Annotated in this window: 22 protein-coding genes and 2 tRNA genes; 1 reads left to right on the top strand and 23 read right to left on the bottom strand. The window is 50.6% G+C overall.

Features of this window, described 5'->3' with window-relative positions; translation table 11 throughout:
- The 11 genes from JW883_15015 to JW883_14965 all read right to left on the bottom strand — a co-directional run.
- Positions 1-413 (bottom strand): hypothetical protein (locus JW883_15015; protein ID MBN1843576.1); only part of this gene is annotated, 413 nt, incomplete at its 3' end.
- Between the two features lie 93 nt (positions 414-506).
- The gene (locus tag JW883_15010; protein ID MBN1843575.1) at positions 507-845 is read right to left on the bottom strand and encodes a hypothetical protein; all 339 of its coding nucleotides are present in this window, start codon (positions 843-845) and stop codon (positions 507-509) included.
- The gene (locus tag JW883_15005) at positions 842-1297 is read right to left on the bottom strand and encodes a hypothetical protein (protein MBN1843574.1); all 456 of its coding nucleotides are present in this window, start codon (positions 1295-1297) and stop codon (positions 842-844) included. The genes JW883_15010 and JW883_15005 overlap by 4 nt, the downstream gene beginning before the upstream one ends.
- A 610-nt stretch (positions 1298-1907) precedes the next feature.
- Positions 1908-1982, bottom strand: a tRNA-Cys gene (locus tag JW883_15000).
- Positions 1983-2086: 104 nt separating this feature from the next.
- Positions 2087-2161, bottom strand: a tRNA-Gly gene (locus JW883_14995).
- A gap of 53 nt (positions 2162-2214) precedes the next feature.
- Positions 2215-2784: a CDP-diacylglycerol--glycerol-3-phosphate 3-phosphatidyltransferase gene (gene pgsA, locus JW883_14990; GenBank protein MBN1843573.1), complete on the bottom strand. Its 570-nt coding sequence runs from the start codon at positions 2782-2784 to the stop codon at positions 2215-2217.
- A gap of 20 nt (positions 2785-2804) precedes the next feature.
- Positions 2805-3389, bottom strand: a complete 585-nt coding sequence (locus JW883_14985; GenBank protein MBN1843572.1) for a lytic transglycosylase domain-containing protein — start codon at positions 3387-3389, stop codon at positions 2805-2807.
- A gap of 33 nt (positions 3390-3422) precedes the next feature.
- Positions 3423-3689: a hypothetical protein gene (locus JW883_14980; GenBank protein ID MBN1843571.1), complete on the bottom strand. Its 267-nt coding sequence runs from the start codon at positions 3687-3689 to the stop codon at positions 3423-3425.
- Positions 3686-4192, bottom strand: a complete 507-nt coding sequence (gene folK / locus JW883_14975; GenBank protein ID MBN1843570.1) for a 2-amino-4-hydroxy-6-hydroxymethyldihydropteridine diphosphokinase — start codon at positions 4190-4192, stop codon at positions 3686-3688. The genes JW883_14980 and folK overlap by 4 nt, the downstream gene beginning before the upstream one ends.
- Positions 4193-4676: 484 nt before the next feature.
- A complete protein-coding gene (locus JW883_14970; protein MBN1843569.1) occupies positions 4677-5837 on the bottom strand; it encodes an LL-diaminopimelate aminotransferase in 1161 nt (386 codons plus the stop codon).
- Positions 5838-5986: 149 nt separating this feature from the next.
- Positions 5987-6814 (bottom strand): diaminopimelate epimerase, encoded by an 828-nt coding sequence (locus JW883_14965; GenBank protein ID MBN1843568.1) that lies wholly within the window; start codon positions 6812-6814, stop codon positions 5987-5989.
- On the opposite strand from JW883_14965, the gene JW883_14960 reads away from it, so the two are divergent.
- Complete coding sequence (locus JW883_14960) at positions 6813-6968, top strand: hypothetical protein (GenBank protein ID MBN1843567.1); 156 nt, start codon at positions 6813-6815, stop codon at positions 6966-6968. The two genes, JW883_14965 and JW883_14960, sit on opposite strands and share 2 nt — an antisense overlap.
- 122 nt (positions 6969-7090) lie before the next feature.
- Here JW883_14960 and lysA read toward each other — a convergent pair whose 3' ends face one another.
- The 12 genes from lysA to JW883_14900 form a co-directional block, all read right to left on the bottom strand.
- The gene (gene lysA, locus JW883_14955) at positions 7091-8344 is read right to left on the bottom strand and encodes a diaminopimelate decarboxylase (protein MBN1843566.1); all 1254 of its coding nucleotides are present in this window, start codon (positions 8342-8344) and stop codon (positions 7091-7093) included.
- Entirely contained in the window at positions 8319-8849 is a 531-nt protein-coding gene (locus JW883_14950; GenBank protein MBN1843565.1) for a hypothetical protein, read from the bottom strand. Before JW883_14950 ends, lysA begins: the two co-directional genes overlap by 26 nt.
- Position 8850: 1 nt before the next feature.
- On the bottom strand, positions 8851-10251 hold the full coding sequence (gene argH, locus JW883_14945; protein ID MBN1843564.1) for an argininosuccinate lyase: 1401 nt from the start codon (positions 10249-10251) through the stop codon (positions 8851-8853).
- 29 nt (positions 10252-10280) lie between these two features.
- Positions 10281-11486, bottom strand: coding sequence for an argininosuccinate synthase (locus JW883_14940; GenBank protein ID MBN1843563.1), 1206 nt, complete (start codon positions 11484-11486; stop codon positions 10281-10283).
- A 13-nt stretch (positions 11487-11499) separates the two neighbouring features.
- Positions 11500-12414 (bottom strand): ornithine carbamoyltransferase, encoded by a 915-nt coding sequence (gene argF / locus JW883_14935; protein ID MBN1843562.1) that lies wholly within the window; start codon positions 12412-12414, stop codon positions 11500-11502.
- Positions 12411-13625, bottom strand: coding sequence for an aspartate aminotransferase family protein (locus JW883_14930; GenBank protein MBN1843561.1), 1215 nt, complete (start codon positions 13623-13625; stop codon positions 12411-12413). The genes argF and JW883_14930 overlap by 4 nt, the downstream gene beginning before the upstream one ends.
- 83 nt (positions 13626-13708) lie before the next feature.
- The gene (argB, locus tag JW883_14925; GenBank protein MBN1843560.1) at positions 13709-14584 is read right to left on the bottom strand and encodes an acetylglutamate kinase; all 876 of its coding nucleotides are present in this window, start codon (positions 14582-14584) and stop codon (positions 13709-13711) included.
- A 59-nt stretch (positions 14585-14643) separates the two neighbouring features.
- On the bottom strand, positions 14644-16017 hold the full coding sequence (gene hslU, locus JW883_14920; GenBank protein MBN1843559.1) for an ATP-dependent protease ATPase subunit HslU: 1374 nt from the start codon (positions 16015-16017) through the stop codon (positions 14644-14646).
- Positions 16014-16556: an ATP-dependent protease subunit HslV gene (gene hslV / locus JW883_14915; protein ID MBN1843558.1), complete on the bottom strand. Its 543-nt coding sequence runs from the start codon at positions 16554-16556 to the stop codon at positions 16014-16016. Before hslV ends, hslU begins: the two co-directional genes overlap by 4 nt.
- 10 nt (positions 16557-16566) lie before the next feature.
- A complete protein-coding gene (gene xerC, locus JW883_14910; GenBank protein ID MBN1843557.1) occupies positions 16567-17466 on the bottom strand; it encodes a tyrosine recombinase XerC in 900 nt (299 codons plus the stop codon).
- Between the two features lie 390 nt (positions 17467-17856).
- Positions 17857-18429 carry a haloacid dehalogenase gene (locus tag JW883_14905; protein MBN1843556.1) on the bottom strand — a complete coding sequence of 191 codons (573 nt, stop codon included), beginning with the start codon at positions 18427-18429 and terminating at the stop codon, positions 17857-17859.
- A 12-nt stretch (positions 18430-18441) separates the two neighbouring features.
- A partial coding sequence (locus tag JW883_14900) for a transcription termination factor Rho (GenBank protein MBN1843555.1) occupies positions 18442-18739 on the bottom strand: 298 nt, incomplete at its 5' end.

The following is an 18739-nucleotide window of genomic DNA, read 5'->3' as shown; positions in this document are numbered from 1 at the left end:
GTGACTGTGACAGATGCCGTCGCCGTTCCTCCAGGACCCGTCGCCGTGATTGTGTATGTGGTGGTCTCGGTGGGAGATACGGTAATCGATCCGGTTGGATCCACGCTGCCAACGTCAGGTTCGATGACACAGGCGTCAGCATGGGTCGAACTCCACGTAAGGGTGGACGATTCTCCAAGCAGAATTGTCTCCGGATTTGCTGAGATGTTCACGGTCGGAGGATAGAGGACTGTGACCGTAACAATGTCTGTGGCCGTCCCTACAAGGCCGGTCGCCGTGATCGTATAAGTGGTAGTCTCGGTGGGTGAAACCGAGGTCGAACCATTTACAGGAACACCGCCAATACCCTGATCTATGGTGGCAGAATCGGCGTTGGTCGAACTCCAGGTGAGGGTGGCAGACTCCCCAACCATAATCGACTCAGGATCAGCACTTATAGTTACAGTGGGCGGGTCTACACCTTCTGTAACCTCAACAGTAATGTAGCTACCCGGGGCGCTCGCCAGTTATACTGAAATGGAGTTATCTTCGAGCAGATTGATGACAGCTTCCAGATAATAGACCTGCTGGTTGAAATCATTCGGACCAAATATTTCCTCTCCATTGACGGTGACTGTCGCGCTCCTTACACCATCCTCTACTCTGTGGCCACCGTCCCAATTGCCGTTTCTGACGATGAGCATGCCCTGCCCTGGAATCGCAGAAAATGTATCGGTATAGACATCCGGCGGACCCGAAGTTCGCAAGTACTGATTCGGCCCAAACAGAGTCACCTCAACGGCAGAAGCCGTGCCAAGGAATACGGTTAGGAACAAAAACAATGTGATCGTCATAGCCCTTTTCATAATATCTGCCCTCTCATCCTGTTGTTGAACTGTTTTGTGTTTGGTGGTTTGAAATGCAATGTCTTGTTGAACAACGAGCTTGACTCCAGAATGGTCACGGAGGCCCCGGGAGTCCCTCTGAGAAACACAGTCAGGCGGTTGGTGGATTTCAGTGCTCTGTCTTTATAGACAATGATATCGTCTCCGACGAGAAACTGTCGAAGGGGGATAAACCTTCTGTTGAAAAAGAGAAATCCTCCCCGTATCTCCATATCCGGCGTATTCTTTGTAATGACAATATACCCATTTCCGGGATCATCTAGATGGAAGGTGTGGCGGGAAAAATGCACATGCCAACTGCCTATTTCAAAATCACTTGGCCCGAATACGGTTTGATCCTCTGCGTGAACCAGTGGGGTGATAGTAGACAAGGCGATAATGACAGAAAGGAAACAAAGAAGCTTTCTTGACATGATAATTCTTCAATTAATCTCTTAGGTTCAACTCTTTTGGGAAAGTCTCAAGAGCCAACCTCCCTGACCGAAATTAGCTCACCACTCTCGGAATTGGTTGAATAGGGGTGGCAAAGTCGAAGTTAAAGAATCTTTTTTCTGCCCATCTTACTTTGCTCTGGATTTCGCCTTTTCGGTAAAAGATTTAGATTTCATTTCAACAAATTTCAGCAAAGGGCATGCCACATAGCCTTGCAGCCCCATCCACTGCCTGTAAGAGCTTGTGATTGTTGCATTTTAAGAAGCTCAAAGCCTTTAAACCGATTTCATAAGGGACCCCGAAGTGTGTAATTATCTTCCACTTTTACAAAATACACGTCTCTTTTACTGTGTAAAAAGGTTACACTCACACAAGATTCGAGCATCAAGACCAGCGATGTTGAGGGCTGAGATTTTTAGGTTGGGGGAAAAGCCGGATGGCGATAAGAATGTAAATAACTTTTGAAAAACTGCAAATTTGCTCTAAAAACTCCTATTCTAAAAAGGTTGACGTCATTGGTTGATCTGACGGAGATCTTAACCAGAAACAAAAAAAGGGGCTGGCCCTAAAGGCTAACCCCCTGATTTTACATGGAGGCGGCAACCGGATTTGAACCGGTGTATAACGGTTTTGCAGACCGCTGCCTTACCACTTGGCTATGCCGCCATGCCTTCGCTGAAGCTACGGCGCGCAGGCCCACCTTTTTTGGAGGAGTTGCAGCGCCATAGGCCCGCCGTTATTTGCACGGGCATTTTACGAAGATGAAAAAATGGAGCGGGAAACGGGATTTGAACCCGCGACTTCAACCTTGGCAAGGTTGCACTCTACCACTGAGTTATTCCCGCTTTTTCGAGAAAGTTTAGATTTTTTTTTCTGGTGTTGTCAACAAAAACTTTCCCTATTCCCGAATAGCCTTTTGAAACCTTAGGAAATACCTTGTTCCTGACCACACGGTCAATATCAGGGCTATCCACAGAAATAGAGACCCCACGGCATGAAAATCGATATTGAAATAAGAGTAATGAAACAATAGGGGAATAATGGCCGCGATCTGAAAGCCTGTCTTGTATTTCCCGAGTTCTCCAGCCTCCATCACGATTCCCTTTTCGGACAAGATGGCGCGAATTCCTGTCACCGCGATCTCTCTTCCGATAATGACGCACACCACCCAGGCGGGCACCCGGCCGTGAGGGACAAGCATGATCAGGGCGGCCGAAATCAGCAGCTTGTCCGCCAGAGGATCCAAGAACTTACCCAGTGTTGACTCAAGACCACGCTGTCGGGCCAGCAATCCGTCAAGGAGATCGGTCACGGACGCTGCAGAAAAGACGATAGCAGCCAGAAATGCGCACACCTTGTTGGCAAACAAAAGCAAGACAATGAGCACAGGTATGCTGGCAATCCTGAAGAGGGTCAGGTGGTTGGGGGAGGTCCAAAACTTCGCAGACAGCAGTTCAAGGGGCTTCATAACACCTTCCATGGATAAGATCAGTAGCCATTAAAATATTGCATCACCTTGTGCACAAAACCTTCGGTCTCCTTGATGGGAGGAACTTCCTTAAGGGGGTCCACCCTGTTGGGTCCCGCGTTGTAGGCTGCAAGGGCCAGAGGGATACTCCCCTGAAAGCGGGTCAAAAGCTCCTTCAAATAGCGCACCCCGCCGAGGATGTTCTCTCTCGGATTAAAAGAATCCGTCACCCCCAGATCTTTTGCGGTTTCGGGCATGATCTGCATCAATCCGCGGGCGCCGGAGCTGGAAACGGCGTAGGGATCAAAATCCGACTCCGTTTTGATAATGGCCTTCACCAAAGAAAAGGGCACACCGTATTTGCGGGCAGCTTCTGTGATGTAAGGATCATAACGGTCAGACCGATCAAAAACCCGTCCACGAGGGGTTTCCCGAATATAGACCTCATATTTTGCACTAGTTGGGACGTTAGAAAAGTGGATGGTTCCTTCCTCGTCAACATAGCGGTAAATGTCTGCATGCACCGGCATAGGGGCCACCAGGAGTATGAGCAAGTGGGCCCAGATCCACCGACGAACACCCGAATCCTCTCTTCGATACGCCATCTGTCTGTCAAAAACGTAATTTCTCGACAAAAATCATTCCGAAGCCTTTTTGATCTGTTCCAGATACTTATCTCTGCATGCGGTGCTGCAAAAAAAGTAGGTCTCTCCGTTTATGATTTCTTTTATCCCACTCCTTTTGGGGAAGTAGGTTTCGCAAAAAGGGTCTTTTACCATGACGTCATCCACCCGGGCCACTTCGTCATTCCTTTCGGGCTCAGGGGGGGATTGACCCGGAAGGAACAATGACTTCAATACCCGGTAACCCAGGTAAATCAAAAGACAAAGGAACAGGAATCTCATTGGAACAAAATGACCTTCTTTCCGCCATTCTCCAAGTTGGACAGCAGGGATTGCATGGTTTGCCCCAGCGCGGGGTGTACCAGTTCAGGCGAAATGTCACAAAGAGGTTTTAGCACAAATCGTCGTTTATGCAACCTTGGGTGCGGAATCTGCAGTTGGGTTGTTTGCACGATCTGATCGTCAAAAAAGAGGATATCCAAATCCAGGACCCTGGGTCCGAATCTTGGGCCTCCGGGCCTCCGTCCCATGGCTTGTTCAATGTCCTGAAGTTGTATGAGCAGGGCCTTGGGTTGAAGATTAGTGCGAATCCGAACCACGCCATTGATAAACCAGGCTTGTTCGTTCAACCCTACTGGTTCAGTCTCATACAACCGCGATTGACAGTCTAACAGACAACCCCCGCAGGCGGCAACAGATGAAATCGCCTTGCGGCAATTCTCCTCCCTTTTGCCGACATTGGATCCCACACCTATGTAGACTGCGTGAAAGCTATCGTCTGGCATTACCTAAAGTCCTGATGTAAATGGAGTGACAGGGTCCGACATACCCCTGACTAAGAGCGTATTAGAGAAAAATCGCCATTTATTGCCGTGCGCAGTATACCACTCAGTGCAGTGTCTTGAAAGTTCATTGCTTGATTTTGGCAATTTAACATGTCCTCAAATCACAGGAACAACATAGAAAATCCGAATATCGAAATCCGAAATGCGTAACAATATCGAAATCCGAATGTTCCAAATTCAAAACAAATGCCGCTAACCACCTCGTTTTTAAAGTGTTTGGAGAATTTGAATTTTTGTCATTCGAATTTGTTTCGAGTTTGCGGCTCACGCCTTGAAAACAGCACGATATTCGAATTTGCGCCTGACGGCTTGAAGACAGCACGGATTTCCCCGTCTCTGATAAGTGGATTAAATGTAACCATTCTGACGTCATTTCGTTTTGCCAATTTGGAGTGCAGAATTTATGAGACGGGGTACTCAGTGACTACAGTGCGACGGCCCGAATCCTTTCGACTGCTTCACGCGTTCGGTCGCAGTTCACCGTGAGGGCCATCCGGATGTAACCTTCGCCTGCTGCGCCAAAACCGTTTCCCGGTGTGCTTACGATGCCGGCCTCTGTCAAAAGACGGCTGGTTAATTCAGTTGAAGTATATCCCTCTGGAACTTCCATCCAAACGTAGAAGGTTGCCCGGGGTTTTTCCACAGAAAACCCGATTGAATTCAACCCGTCCACCAGGATATCCCGACGCTCTTGATAGATCTTCCTCATTTCCTCAATGCAAGTCTGGTCTCCTTCAAGCGCCGCAATTCCTGCAATCTGAACGGCCTGAAACGCACCAGAATCGATATTGCTCTTGACCTGGCCCAAACCGTTGATGACTTCTGCACAGCCAACGGCAAATCCAATGCGCCATCCGGTCATGTTGTAAGTTTTGGAAAGGGAATGAAATTCGATCCCAACGGACCTGGCCCCTTCCACTTCAAGAAAACTCATGGGCTTAAAGCCGTCATAGGACATCTCCGAATAGGCTGCATCGTGGCATACGATGATATTATATTCCTTGGCAAAGGCAACTACAGACTCAAAAAAATCCTTGGTAGCAACTGCGGCAGTGGGGTTATTCGGATAGTTTATGAACATCATCTTTGCCTTTTCCGCCACTTCCGCCGGAATGGCTTTAAGATCGGGCAAAAAGCCGTTTTCCTTTAAAAGATCCATAGGGTAGGGTTTGCCGTCTGCGAAGTGGGTGCCGATATGGTAAACCGGATAGGCGGGGCTGGGAACAAAAGCAATATCACCGGAGTTTATGAAGGCCAATGGTATATGGGCAATCCCCTCCTTTGATCCAATCAGAGTTACGACCTGACTGCCGACATCCAGATCGACGTTGAATCTGCCCTTGTACCACCTTGTCACTGCAGCGTTGAAGTCATCCATCCCCGAATAAGACGGGTACTGGTGGTTGGCAGGATCCTCAGCCGCCTGTTTCAGTGCCTCAATAATGTGGGGGGGTGTGGGAAGATCAGGATCACCCACACCAAGGTCAATAATGTCTACGCCCTTGGCACGGACCTCTTCCTTCTGCCGATCAAGCTCTTTGAAAAGGTAAGGGGGAAGGCGTTTCAGTCTTTCAGATTGCGCGATCTTCAATTAATTCCTCCGTTGTCGGTTATTGGTACAAACAATGATGCCTGATGCCCGATATCTGATACCTGATGTCAGATGCCCGATGTCAATGGAATATATCAGGCATCAGGTATCCTGCATCAGGCATCGGAACTAATGACCAGTGACTATGCGGCCTCATTCCAAAGCTTACCTTCATAAACGACTATTGCATCACCCTCGAGAAAGACGTTGTGATAATCATTGCCGTTTTTCTCAAAATAGATCTTCAAAAGCTCCCCGCCCCTGGTGTGAATGGCCACAGGCGAACCAGTCATCCCCTTGGCAGAGGCAACGAGGGCGGCAGCAACCGAACCAGTCCCGCAGGCAAGGGTTTCATTCTCCACACCCCGTTCATAGGTGCGAATGGCAAAGGAGCCGTTTTCTAAAGGCTGAACAAAGTTCACGTTTGTTCCGGCCGGGGCATAACGCTCATGGTGCCTGATAGCGCTGCCTGCTTCAAAAACAGGCGCCTTCTCCACATCCTTTGGCCAGATCACCACATGTGGCACACCCACGGTGATACTGCTTACAGTGAAAATTTTTCCTTTAACCTCCAGGGGATAATCGAGCTTCGCTCTTGAGGGTTCCGGCATCTCCAGCTTGACCCTTTTGTCTGTCACCTCGGCCCGGATTACGCCTGCCTTGGTTTCAAAGCTGAGGTTGGGCCCTGCAATTCCCTTTAGATGGGCAAGCCTTGCCGCACAGCGGCCTCCGTTGCCGCACATCTCAACTTCTCCCCCATCTGCGTTGAAAAAGCGCCACTTGAAATCGACCTGCTCGGAAGTCTCAATCAGGATAAACCCGTCAGCCCCCACTGAGTGTTTCCTGCGGCATACTGATGCAATCCATTGGTTAAGATCCTTTTCCTCCACGACCCCGGTGCGGTTGTCAACAACGATGAAATCGTTTCCACTGCCGCTCATTTTGTAGAAAGGGATATCTGCTCTTGTCATGGCTGTTGCTTTATCAGACGGCCTTTATCATCAGTCGCTAGTCGTTGGTTTGCGCTATGATGCCGGATACCCGATGGCAGATGCCAGAAACTCAATACCGGATGCCGGATGCCTGATGGTTGAGCTTGGATATCAGATGTTGGTTCCTGGGTAAGAAAAAGGAGCCGTAAATCTGGCTTCCAATCCTTGAATTTAGGCATTTCTTCCACCTGGCCAGGTATCTGGCACTTGGTGGCTAAACTAATGACCAGTGACAAATGACTAGTAACGACTTATTCACAAAAAAGCTGGTATTGACTCTCCTGCAATCAGATTTTCGTAAGACTCCCGTGCCCTGACCACAAAGAACCGATCTTCCTTGACCATAATCTCCGGAACCCTCGGCCTGGAATTGTAATTGGAAGACATGGTAAAACCATAGGCCCCTGCGCTCATGACTGCCAGGAGATCGCCTGACTGCACAAGAGGAATCCGCCGATCCCTGGCAATAAAATCGCCGCTCTCACAGATGGGGCCTACCACATCTGCTTCTATGGTTTCCTTGCGATCTCTCACTACGGGTTCAACGGCGTGGTAAGCGCCGTAAAGGGATGGTCGCACAAGGTCGTTCATGGCCGAATCGACGATCACAAAGAACTTGTCTTCACCGCTTTTCGTATAAAGGACTCGAGTTACCAGTATTCCCGCATTGCCTACAATAACACGACCAGGTTCAAGGATTAGCGTAAAGGGGTCTTGGCCCAACGTCTCCAGGATTGCCTTCCCGTATTCACTGGGATGCGGGGGGGATTCCTGGTCATAAGTGATTCCAAGGCCGCCGCCCAAGTTAAGATAGGAGATGGAGATGCCGGAAGTCTCCAACGTGGCAATAAGATCCTTGATCCGGCCCAAGGCATCCACAAAGGGAGAGACCTCTGTGAGCTGGGAACCGATATGGCAACTGATCCCCATCACTTTCAAGTGAGAGCAGGCGTTGGCTGCACTGTAGGTTTCCAGCACGGCTTCAACGTTTAGCCCGAACTTGTTCTCTTTTAACCCGGTGGCAATGTATGGATGTGTCCTGGGGTCAACATCCGGATTGACACGCAGCGCTATTGGCGCTTTTTTGTTCAGGCGAGCAGCGCACTGATCAATGAGTTTGAGTTCCTGGAATGATTCCACATTGAACATGAGGATATTCGATTCCAGAGCGTACACGATTTCGTCCTCACGCTTTCCCACCCCTGAAAAGACGATCTTGCCTGGCGGAACACCTGCTGTGAGTCCGCGGAACAACTCGCCTCCCGACACAATGTCCAGGCCGCCACCGAGTTTTGCAAAGAGTTTCAACACGGCGATATTTGAATTGGATTTGGCCGAAAAGCAGATCAGGTGATTGACGCCTTCAAAGGCCTTTTGAAAGGTAAGGAAGTGGTGCCGGAGCGTTGCATGACTGTAGAGGTAAAAGGGCGTTCCCACCTCCCGGGCAATCTCAGAAATGGAGACATCCTCACAATACATCTCATTATTCTGATAGTTGAAGTGGTGCATAAGGGCTCCGTGATTCTATATCTGTTGTCGTTTGCGAGTCGGGCATGGGCCAAAAAACGATGTTGGAATCGTCACTCACGCCTCCGCTCTTGTGATAAGATAAAATTTTATATGCATATCTATACTCAGGCTCAATCCTATCATGCCAGCTAACGCGATTTCCTTCTACCTGATCCGCCTCAGGATACCTGAGTTGCACATCAAGGAATTCATCACCAAAAGGGATGGGACACCCGGGGCATGGAGCCACCGAGTTCTGCGCCTTATGCCTGAAGACCCTGAAACCATCAATGCCTTTAACAATGGTGTCGCCCTTTGCCGGTATGGACCATGACAGCAGCACCTCATCTCCGACAAGCTCAGCCTTCAAGTCCTTGACTGCCGGGGGCACGACAGCCTGTGGGGCAAGAGGCGGCCCTTTCCTTCCGCACCCCGGATGAAGAAGCAAAGATCCCAGGGCTACGAGCAGAAGGAGTCTGTCTTGACGGCCTTTCACTCTTCCCATGTTATTGCCCCTTGTCTGCTTCGCGGGCCGTTACTTCCTTTGCCTTCTGGATGGCTCGAACCACGTTCTCTGTGGCTGTACCGCCTGCAGAAAGCCGCCTGTTTACCATCTGCTGTGGTGTCAGAAGCTCAAAAATATCTTCTGAAAAGAGTTTGGAGAACTTCTCAAGCTCATTCAACGAAAGTTCGTGGAGCTCTTTGGTTTGCCCAGTAGCATATCGGACAACCTCTCCGGTGCAACGGTGAGCCTCTCGGAATGCCATGCCCTTGGTCACCAGGTAGTCGGCCATGTCCGTGGCATTTAGGAAGCCCTTTAAAACCGCCTTTTCCATGGCCGTCCGGTGCACTTTCAACCTTGGGATGAGCTTTTCGTATACCTCAAGACACGCTTTTACGGCATCGACTGCATCAAAGAGGGGTTCCTTGTCTTCTTGCATGTCGCGATTGTAGGTCAGGGGGAGCCCCTTCATTACGGTGAGCAAGGCCATCAAGTCCCCAAATACACGTCCTGTCTTGCCCCTGACCAATTCCGGCACATCCGGGTTTTTCTTCTGGGGCATGATGCTGCTTCCCGTGGCAAAGGAATCGGGTATTTCCACAAAGCCAAACTCGCTTGAGGCCCATAGAATCAATTCTTCCGAAAGACGGCTCAAATGAACCATGCAGATGCTGGCTGCAGCGAGGAACTCAACAACAAAATCCCGGCTGCTGACGGCGTCAAGGCTGTTGGCCGAAATCTCCGGGAAATCAAGCAGCTTGGCAGTGTACGCCATGTCGATGGGATACGTCGTGCCGGCAAGCGCCGCACTGCCCAATGGCATTACGTTGATCCGCTCAAGCACCCCCTTGAATCTGGCCCTATCCCTTGAAAACATCTCGTAGTAAGCCATCAGGTAATGGGAAAAGAGCACCGGTTGGGCACGCCGGAGGTGGGTATATCCGGGCATGATGACACCAATGTGCTCATCAGCCAATTTTACCAGACTGCTCCTGAAGGCGGTCAGTCTTTCGAGTATGTTGTTCACCTCGTCCCGCAGGTACATCCGAAGGTCCAAAACAACCTGATCGTTTCGGCTCCTTGCCGTATGGAGCTTTTGCGCCGTCTTGCCGACTTCAGCGGTCAGACGGGCCTCAATATTCATATGAATATCTTCCAGGGCGTCATCGAACTCAAAGTTGCCGCGTTCCAAGTCGCGAGCTATCCTGCCAAGGCCTTCAACAATTTCTGAAGCCTCATTCTCGGAGATAATTGACTGCTTGGCAAGCATTCTGCAGTGGGCAATACTGCCCTTTATGTCGTAGGCGTAGAGGCGCCTGTCAAAAGCAATGGAAGAAGTGAAAGCCTCTACACTGCGGTCTGTTCTTTCAGTAAAACTTCCATTCCAGGGTTTATCAGGCACAATGCACCTCATGATAAAATCGCGTAGCGATTTTATTTTTGCTTCATCATAGCCTGAATGCGCAGCCTCAGGGCATTGAGGCGGATGAAGCCTTCCGCGTCTTGCTGACGGTAAACCTGATCTGATTCAAACGTGGCAAAATCGCTCCTATATATGGACGTGTCGGATTTGCGGCCCAGGACACGGCAGTTTCCCTTATAAATCTCCAGTCGGGCCGTGCCTGACACCGTCTCTTGTGTCTCATCAATCATTGCCTGCAACACCTTCATCTCAGGTGAAAACCAGAATCCATAATAGACAAGTTCAGCATACTTGGGAATCAAGGAATCGCGAAGATGCATGACTTCGCGGTCCATTGTGATGGACTCAACGGCCATGTGAGCCACTCTCAGGATCGTGCCTCCCGGTGTTTCATATATCCCTCGAGACTTCATTCCCACGAACCGGTTTTCAACAAGGTCGACCCGGCCTATGCCGTTTCTACCCCCAAAAACATTCAGCCTTGCAAGTAGCTCGGCAGAAGAAAGCTTGTCGCCATTGATGGCTACAGGGTCTCCCCGTTCAAATGATATTTCAATGACCTCTGGTCTGTCAGGGGCCTCCTGAGGGGACACAGAAAGGGAAAACATATCATCCGGCGGTCCTTGCCAGGGATCTTCAAGAATGCCCCCCTCATAGCTGATATGGAGCAAGTTTCGATCCGTGCTATACGGTTTCCTGGGACTTGTTGGAACCGGAATCCCATGAGCCTTGGCATATTCCATGAGAGACTGTCGAGAATTCAACGACCAGACCCGCCAGGGCGCAATGATCTTCAGGTCAGGGGCCAGGGCTTGGTAGGTCAATTCAAATCGCACCTGATCGTTGCCCTTTCCAGTTGCGCCATGGCTCACTGCATCGCCACCCTCCAGCCTGGCAATCTCGATCTGGCGTTTTGCAATGAGAGGGCGTGCAAGGGAAGTCCCCAGGAGATAGCTTCCCTCATATATGGCATTAGCACGAAAAGCCGGAAACACATAGTCCCGAACAAAGGTCTCTTTCAAATCCTCGATAACGATCTTTTCCGCGCCGGTCCTCAGGGCTTTTGCCTCAAGGTTATCCAGTTCCTCTCCCTGACCAATATCAGCTGCAAATGCAACCACTGGGCACTTGTAAGTCTCGGTGAGCCACTTCAGGATAACCGAAGTGTCGAGACCTCCTGAGTAGGCCAGAATGATCTTCTTGATTTCTTGTGACAAGACAGTCCTCCGACTAATGACTAATAAACATTTCCAGAATTGCTTTATGCATGTGGAGCTTGTTTTCTGCTTGATCCCAGACAACCGAATGAGGCCCTTCCAGTACGTCGGCGGTAATCTCCTCACCCCTGTGAGCAGGCAAACAGTGCATGACCATGACATCTTTCTTGGCCAGGGCTACCAGGGCCTGGTCCACCTGATAGGTCTTAAAGGCTTCTTTCCGATTGGCGGATTCGCTTTCCTGGCCCATACTGGCCCAGACATCCGTATAGATCACGTCCGCATCGCGAACGGCCTCTTTAGGATCACAAAGGACGACTATACGGCCATTCGCGTCGTTTTTTGCAGGTCCCAAAATCTCCTCGTTGGGATGGTAACCTTCCGGGCACGCAAGAACCAGGTCAGCACCCAGGATGGCTGATGCGTTCAGCCAGGAGTGGGCCACGTTGTTTCCGTCTCCTACCCAGACGATCTTGAGTCTCTCCAGAGTGCCCTTTTTTTCCAATATCGTCATAAGGTCACTCAATATCTGGCATGGATGGTAAAGATCGGTCAGTGCGTTGATCACAGGGATAGAGGCCCTGGCTGCCAATTCTTGAAGCAAATCCTGGGAATATGTTCGAACGACCAGGCCATCAAGATACCTGGACAGAACACGGGCCGTGTCTGCAATAGGCTCGTTTCGAATCAGTTGGGTATCCCTGGCACTCAAAAACAGGGAGGTGCCACCCAGCTGAATCATGGCCGCCTCAAAGGAGACCCGGGTTCGAGTCGATGCCTTGTCGAAAATGAGCCCAAGGGTCTTGCCCTGAAGCGGTCGATCCGGGACTCCTTTGCCGTGCCGTCCTTTCAGTTCAAAAGACCGCGCAAACAACGCCTCAAAATCACCAGCGCTTAGATCTCTTAGGGTTAAGAGGTCCTTTTTCATTCTTGTTCCTTGGGCTGATCGGAGAAACGCTGAAATACCGAATCCAGGCATGCAATTAGCGCGTCAATATCTTTTTCCTGAATGATCAGCGGCGGGATGAATCGCAAGACATGTCCCTGGGCGCAGTTAATCAGAAAACCCCGTTCCATACAGCTTTTGACGATAGGCATGCCGTCGCAGGTAAGATCCGCGCCAATCAAGAGCCCCTCTCCTCGAACTTCACGGATAAAGGCGTATCTGGCTTTAAGGCTCAGGAGTTGATTCTTGAAATATCGGCCAACCCTTTGACAGTTTTCAAGGACACCTTCATTCAGAAGCGCCTTGGCTACCTCAATGGCTGCAGCGGCAACCAAGGGCGTTCCACCAAAGGTCGAGGCATGAGCCCCCGGAGTAAAGGCCTTCGCCACGTCCTCTTTGGCCAGCATTGCCCCCATGGGAAGCCCGTTGGCTAAGGCTTTCGCCAGGGTCATAATGTCGGGTATCAGGGCAAAGCGCTCATAGGCGAAGAGCTTTCCGGTCCGCCCCATGCCGGTTTGTACTTCATCAAAGATGAGGAGCAGGCCTTCTCTGTCACATAACTCTCGCAGCCCTTCCAGATACCCTTGGACAGGGCACTTGACCCCACCTTCCCCCTGGATGGGTTCCAGCATGACCGCGCATGTCTCCCGCGAAACAGCGTTCCGGACAGCCTCAATGTCGTTAAAGGGGACAATGTCAAACCCATCCGGAAGGGGTTCAAAGCCCTTCTTGATCTTGGCCTGACCAGTGGCCGCAAGAGTTACCATGGTTCGACCATGAAAGGAGTTTTCCATGGTTATGATCCTGAACCGGTGAGGGGCTCCGCTGTCATGGAAATACTTCCGTGCCAGTTTGATGGCTGCTTCATTTGCCTCAGCGCCGCTGTTGCAGAAAAAAACCCTGTCGGCAAAGGAATGTTCAACCAGCCATTCGGCCAACTCGGTTTGCGGCTCAGTGTAGTACAGGTTTGAAACATGCACTAAACGACGCGCCTGCTCTGCCACGGCCTTGGCAATTCCTCCATGGGCATGCCCCAGATTGCACACTGCGATGCCGGCAACAAAGTCCGTATAGGTGCGACCTTCTGCATCCCTGAGCATGCACCCCTTGCCCTCTGTGAGCACAATAGGAAATCGGCTGTAGGTAGCTGCAATGGCGAGGTCTGCTCTCTTTATGGTTTGGTCACTTGTCATAAAATTGCTCCGCGATCTTATTCCGGCATCCGGTATCAAGCGTCATGCGCTAGAGATAATGCAGCTGTTCACAACACCAATGACTAACAACTAATCTCTGTTCCTATCCCCTTGTCTGTGAAAAGCTCAAGGAGCACGGCATGGGGATTGCGACCATCGATGATGTGAACCCTCTTGACCCCTTTTTCAACGGCCTCCAAGGCGCATTGAATCTTCGGGATCATGCCGCCGGAAACAGCCCCGTTCTTAAGGAGCTTTTGCGCTGCCTCGGCCTTCAGAGAGGACATCAGTGCTTCCTGCTCATCCATGACACCCGTAACGTCTGTGAGCAGGATCAGCTTGATCGCATTGAGGGCCACGGCAAGCTTGCTGGCTACCCAGTCGGCATTGATGTTATAGGTTTCTCCCGTCTCCCCTGTCCCGATCGGAGCAATGACAGGAATAAAGCCGCCAGCCTCCAGGGTGCCTATGATTTCAGGATTTACGCTAACAACCTCGCCCACCATGCCGATGTCTATGATCTCAGGGGGCTTCTCTTCCACCTGGGACCGAACATGGTGGAGCTTCCTGGCAAGAATCAGGTCCCCGTCCTTGCCACTTAAGCCCACAGCCTTGCCCCCCTGTTGACTGATTTGAGCCACGATCTCCTTATTGACCTTGCCCCCGAGCACCATTTCGACAACATCCATGGTAGGTTCATCGGTAATGCGCATGCCATCTACAAAGCGAGACCTGATCCCCATCTGGTCCAAGACCGATCCGATCTGCGGACCTCCGCCGTGGACCACTATTGGATGAAGGCCTATGTATTTCATCAGGGTGATGTCTTGGGCAAAGTCCTCCTGAAGACGCTCATCCACCATGGCGTGGCCGCCGTATTTGATGACGATCCTCTTTCCGTAAAAACGGCGGATGTAAGGAAGGGCTTCAATCAGTATGTCGGCAATATTGTCAGTCATCGGTGACTGGTTACTGGTCATTAGTCATTGGTGATCTATCATCCGGCATCCGGCATTGCTTAGAGGATGTACCGGCTCAGATCCTCATCCTCCTTGATGTCTTGTAGTTTTTCATACACATACTTGGCATCAATTACTATCCGTTGTTCGGCGACATCCGGCGCATCAAACAGGATCTCATCCAGAAGCCGTTCGATTACCGTGTGGAGCCTCCTTGCCCCGATGTTTTCAGTCCTTGCATTGACCTCTGTGGCGATCTCTGCGATGGCAGAAATGGCATCGTTTTCAAACACCAAATCTATCCCCTCGGTCTTGAGCAAGGCCCTGTACTGAAGCACGAGGGCGTTCTTCGGCTCGGACAGTATCCTGACGAATTCTTCTTTACCCAGAGATTTTAGTTCCACCCTGATCGGAAAGCGACCCTGCAGTTCCGGAACCAAGTCAGAGGGCTTGGTCGTGTGAAAGGCTCCAGAGGCAATGAAAAGAATATGGTCTGTCTTTACCATGCCATACTTGGTGGTCACCGTGCATCCTTCAACAATGGGGAGGAGGTCGCGCTGTACTCCCTCCCTTGAAACATCCGGCCCGTGTCCACCCTCTCTCCCTGTGATCTTGTCGATCTCATCAAGAAAGATAATGCCGCTCTGTTCGACCTTTGTGATCGCCTCTTTGACTACCTTGTCCATGTCCACCAGTCGTTGGGCTTCTTCCTGCGTGAGAATCTCAATGGCTTCCGGAACCTTTAGTTTCCGTTTTTTTGTTTTTTTCGGAAACATACCGCCAAGCATGTCCTTGAGATTAATATCCATCTCCTCAAGCCCGGCGCTGGAAAATATTTCCACTACAGGCATGGCCCGTTCAGCCACTTCAAGATCCACATAACGATTGTCAAGCTTGCCGTTATGTAACATTTTTCGGATTTTTTCGCGCGTTGACACAGGTTCTGTGGCGTCTTTCCTGACCAACTCCAAGGTCTTCTCCTCGCTTTCAATCTCCTCAGTGGCCTTGGAGGCCTTTTTCGGCGGGAGAAGAATATCGAGCATTCGTTCCTCGGCGATGGCTTGAGCCTTTATCTTGACCGCTTCTTGCTCGTCAGATTTTACCATGTTGACGGCTAGCTCTGTCAGATCGCGAATCATAGACTCCACATCGCGACCCACATATCCCACCTCGGTAAACTTGGAGGCCTCAATTTTCAAAAAAGGCGAATCAGCCAGGCGCGCCAAACGTCTTGCAATCTCGGTCTTACCGACGCCTGTGGGACCGATAAGGATGATGTTTTTTGGGGCTATCTCATCACGCAGGTCCTCGGGAACCTGCCGGCGCCGCCATCGATTCCTAAGGGCAATGGCCACAGATCGCTTAGCATCCTTCTGGCTTATGATGTACTTGTCTAGAGCTGCTACTATCTCCCGTGGCGTAAGTTTTTTCATAGATGCTCCATCGTGATGGCTTCATTGGTGTAAATGCAAATGGAAGCGGCAATCTTCATGGCGGCCTCTGCAATTGATTTTGCATCCAATTCCGTGTGACGGATCAGAGCCATTGCAGCGGCTTGAGCGTAGGCCCCTCCGGAGCCGATACCAAGAATTCCTTCGTCTGGTTCAATCACGTCGCCATTTCCGGATATTAGAAATAACTGATCAGAATCCGCGGCTACGAGAACGGCTTCCAGGCGCCTCAAGTACTTGTCGGTTCTCCAGTCTTTGGCCAGTTCTACAGCCGAGCGTGTTAGATTTCCATTAAATTGCTCAAGTTTTCCCTCAAAGCGTTCAAAGAGATTCAGGGCGTCGGCCGTGGCGCCGGCAAACCCTACAAGGATCTTCTCCTTAAACAACTTGCGAACCTTCTTGGCGCGGTGTTTCATGATAGTATCCTTCAAGGTCACCTGACCGTCACCCGCCAAAGCCACGCGCCCGCCGCGCCGCACAGCCAAAATCGTTGTTCCGTGTGGACTTATTTGATTTTGCATTCCTATTTTCCTATCGCCTGGGGTGTGCCTTGTCGTAGACCTCCATCAGCCTGTCGATACTCACGTGGGTGTATCTTTGAGTAGTAGACAAGCTCGCATGGCCTAACAGCTCTTGCACCATACGGAGATCTGTCCCGGCATCAAGCATATGGGTGGCAAAGGTGTGGCGGAGTCCGTGGGGGGTGATGGGCCGCAACAGTCCCAGTTGCCGGACTACCTTGTCAAGGAGTCGCCCGACTGAACGGGAGCTCAAACGCCCGCCCAGCCTGTTCAAAAACAAGGGCGCGCTGTCCGAGTCACTCATTGTCTCTGCCTGATTCCTCCTATCCAGATAAACCCGCATACAACGTAGCGCCTTCTTTCCCACAGGGACGAGGCGCTCCTTGTTCCCTTTACCCAGAACCCGGACCATCCCCCTGTCAAAGTCAACGTCCTGTATGTCCATAGCCACCAGTTCGCCCACTCGCAACCCTGTGGAATAGAGTGTCTCAAGGATCGCCCTGTTGCGCAGAGCAAGGACCGAATTCCCTTGGACGCCGTCTAAGAGACGAAACGCTTCATCAACAGGCAAATAATTCGGCACAGGGCGCCCACGCTTAGGCGTTAGAACCGTTTCAGCCGGGTTTTTCGTAATCAACCCCTTTTTGACCAGGAATCGGAAAAAGGATCTCAAAGCGGAAAGCTTCCGGGCGATCGTCGTTTTCTTATGTCTCTTGTGCAAAAAGCCAAGATAAGAGCGAATTACCAGGCCATCTACCTCATGGACGTCCGGACCTGTTTCGCTCTGGAGTTTTCCATGTAGATAGGCTGAAAACTGCTCCAGATCCTTCCGGTAGGCTCGACAGGTGTGAGGCGAAAAATCCTTTTCGACTGACAGCATTTCAACAAATGTATCGATCCACACTTTCATAACTATCTCAATTTACTCCATGATGGCCAAGCTGACCAACATGGAGATAGATTTTCTAAGAATTTTTATAAATATCACAATGGGTTGATTAATCAACAATAAAATGGGATGATTAGGGAGAATTAAGGTAAGTTCTCAATAACGTCGGGGATGAAGGCTTTTTCTTCCTGGCGATATCAATCCGCCTACGGCGGACCAATCATGCCCAGGCATCGTGGCCAGATATTGATGATTAGACCAAGTCATGGCCAAAAGCAAAAGACCGTGCCGGCAATCATGAATATCTGGCCACTACGAAAACCCGTGCCAATAACAGAGATATCGCCTTCCAGAAAAAACCTTCATCCCCCGGCGCTTATGGCAACCGCGTTAACCGGACTTTTTGAGAAATTACGAATCAAGATCAATGAGGTCCATGATCTCAACCCAAGTGCGAACCTCCAGGAAAGGGTGGGAAGAACGATTCCACGGCTGGTGGAATAAGATGGGGGTGATATCTTGTTCGTACAGCATGAAGCAGACCTCAAGGCAGTCGTCCACAAAATACTGGATACCATGTGCTTTGAGCACATCGGTTTTTGCCTCATGGGCGCCCGTGGCAATCACTTCAATCGGAAAGGGTGACTCAGGAAGCATTCCGTCCACCCAGCTCTTAATCGGCGCAAGCGTGGGGCGAGCTGTCACAAAAAGTAGTGGCCCTTTGCGGGCCATATCAGAAAGCGCCTTGCTGGAACCGTCTATAGGCTCAAGCTCAGCATCACAGTCTCCTTCCAGAATGCAATTTATGATGGCGCTGATAATATCCGGATCTATGTCCAGGCACTCTTCAAGATAGTATTGGGTAATGTCACTGTACTTTATGTGGTTAATGCCGTAATCCCTGCGAGCAATTTCCAAAAAGAGCGCCATGGTATTGGCAAACACGCCATCTATGTCAAACGCTATCTGCCTTGGGTTGATCATTTTGGCTTGCTCTTATGCTGCCTTCCGAGTCTTTTTCTTGAGCCGGCTGATTCGGCGTCTCATTATCTTGGCCTGTGCTTTGTCTCCGTCTTCCTTCAGCTGCGCCTTGGCTGTTTTCAGATCCCGGATCTTTTTCTTGATCTCCCGCACTGAAACGTCAGATTTCTTGGTCACCTCATCAACGATTCCGCGGGCTTCCTTAATGGCAGCCAATAACTCAGGCTTGTTCATCCCGTGGACTCCTGTTATTTCCGGGATTTTTAGGGCTGTCTCCCGCAACTCCTTGGCTGTCATTCGGTCTAGAGGTTTT

It is taken from the genome of Deltaproteobacteria bacterium, from assembly GCA_016930875.1.
Taxonomy (GTDB): Bacteria; Desulfobacterota; Desulfobacteria; order Desulfobacterales.
The sequence above is the reverse complement of the archived record's forward strand: the minus strand, read 5'-3'. Positions and strand labels throughout refer to the sequence as shown.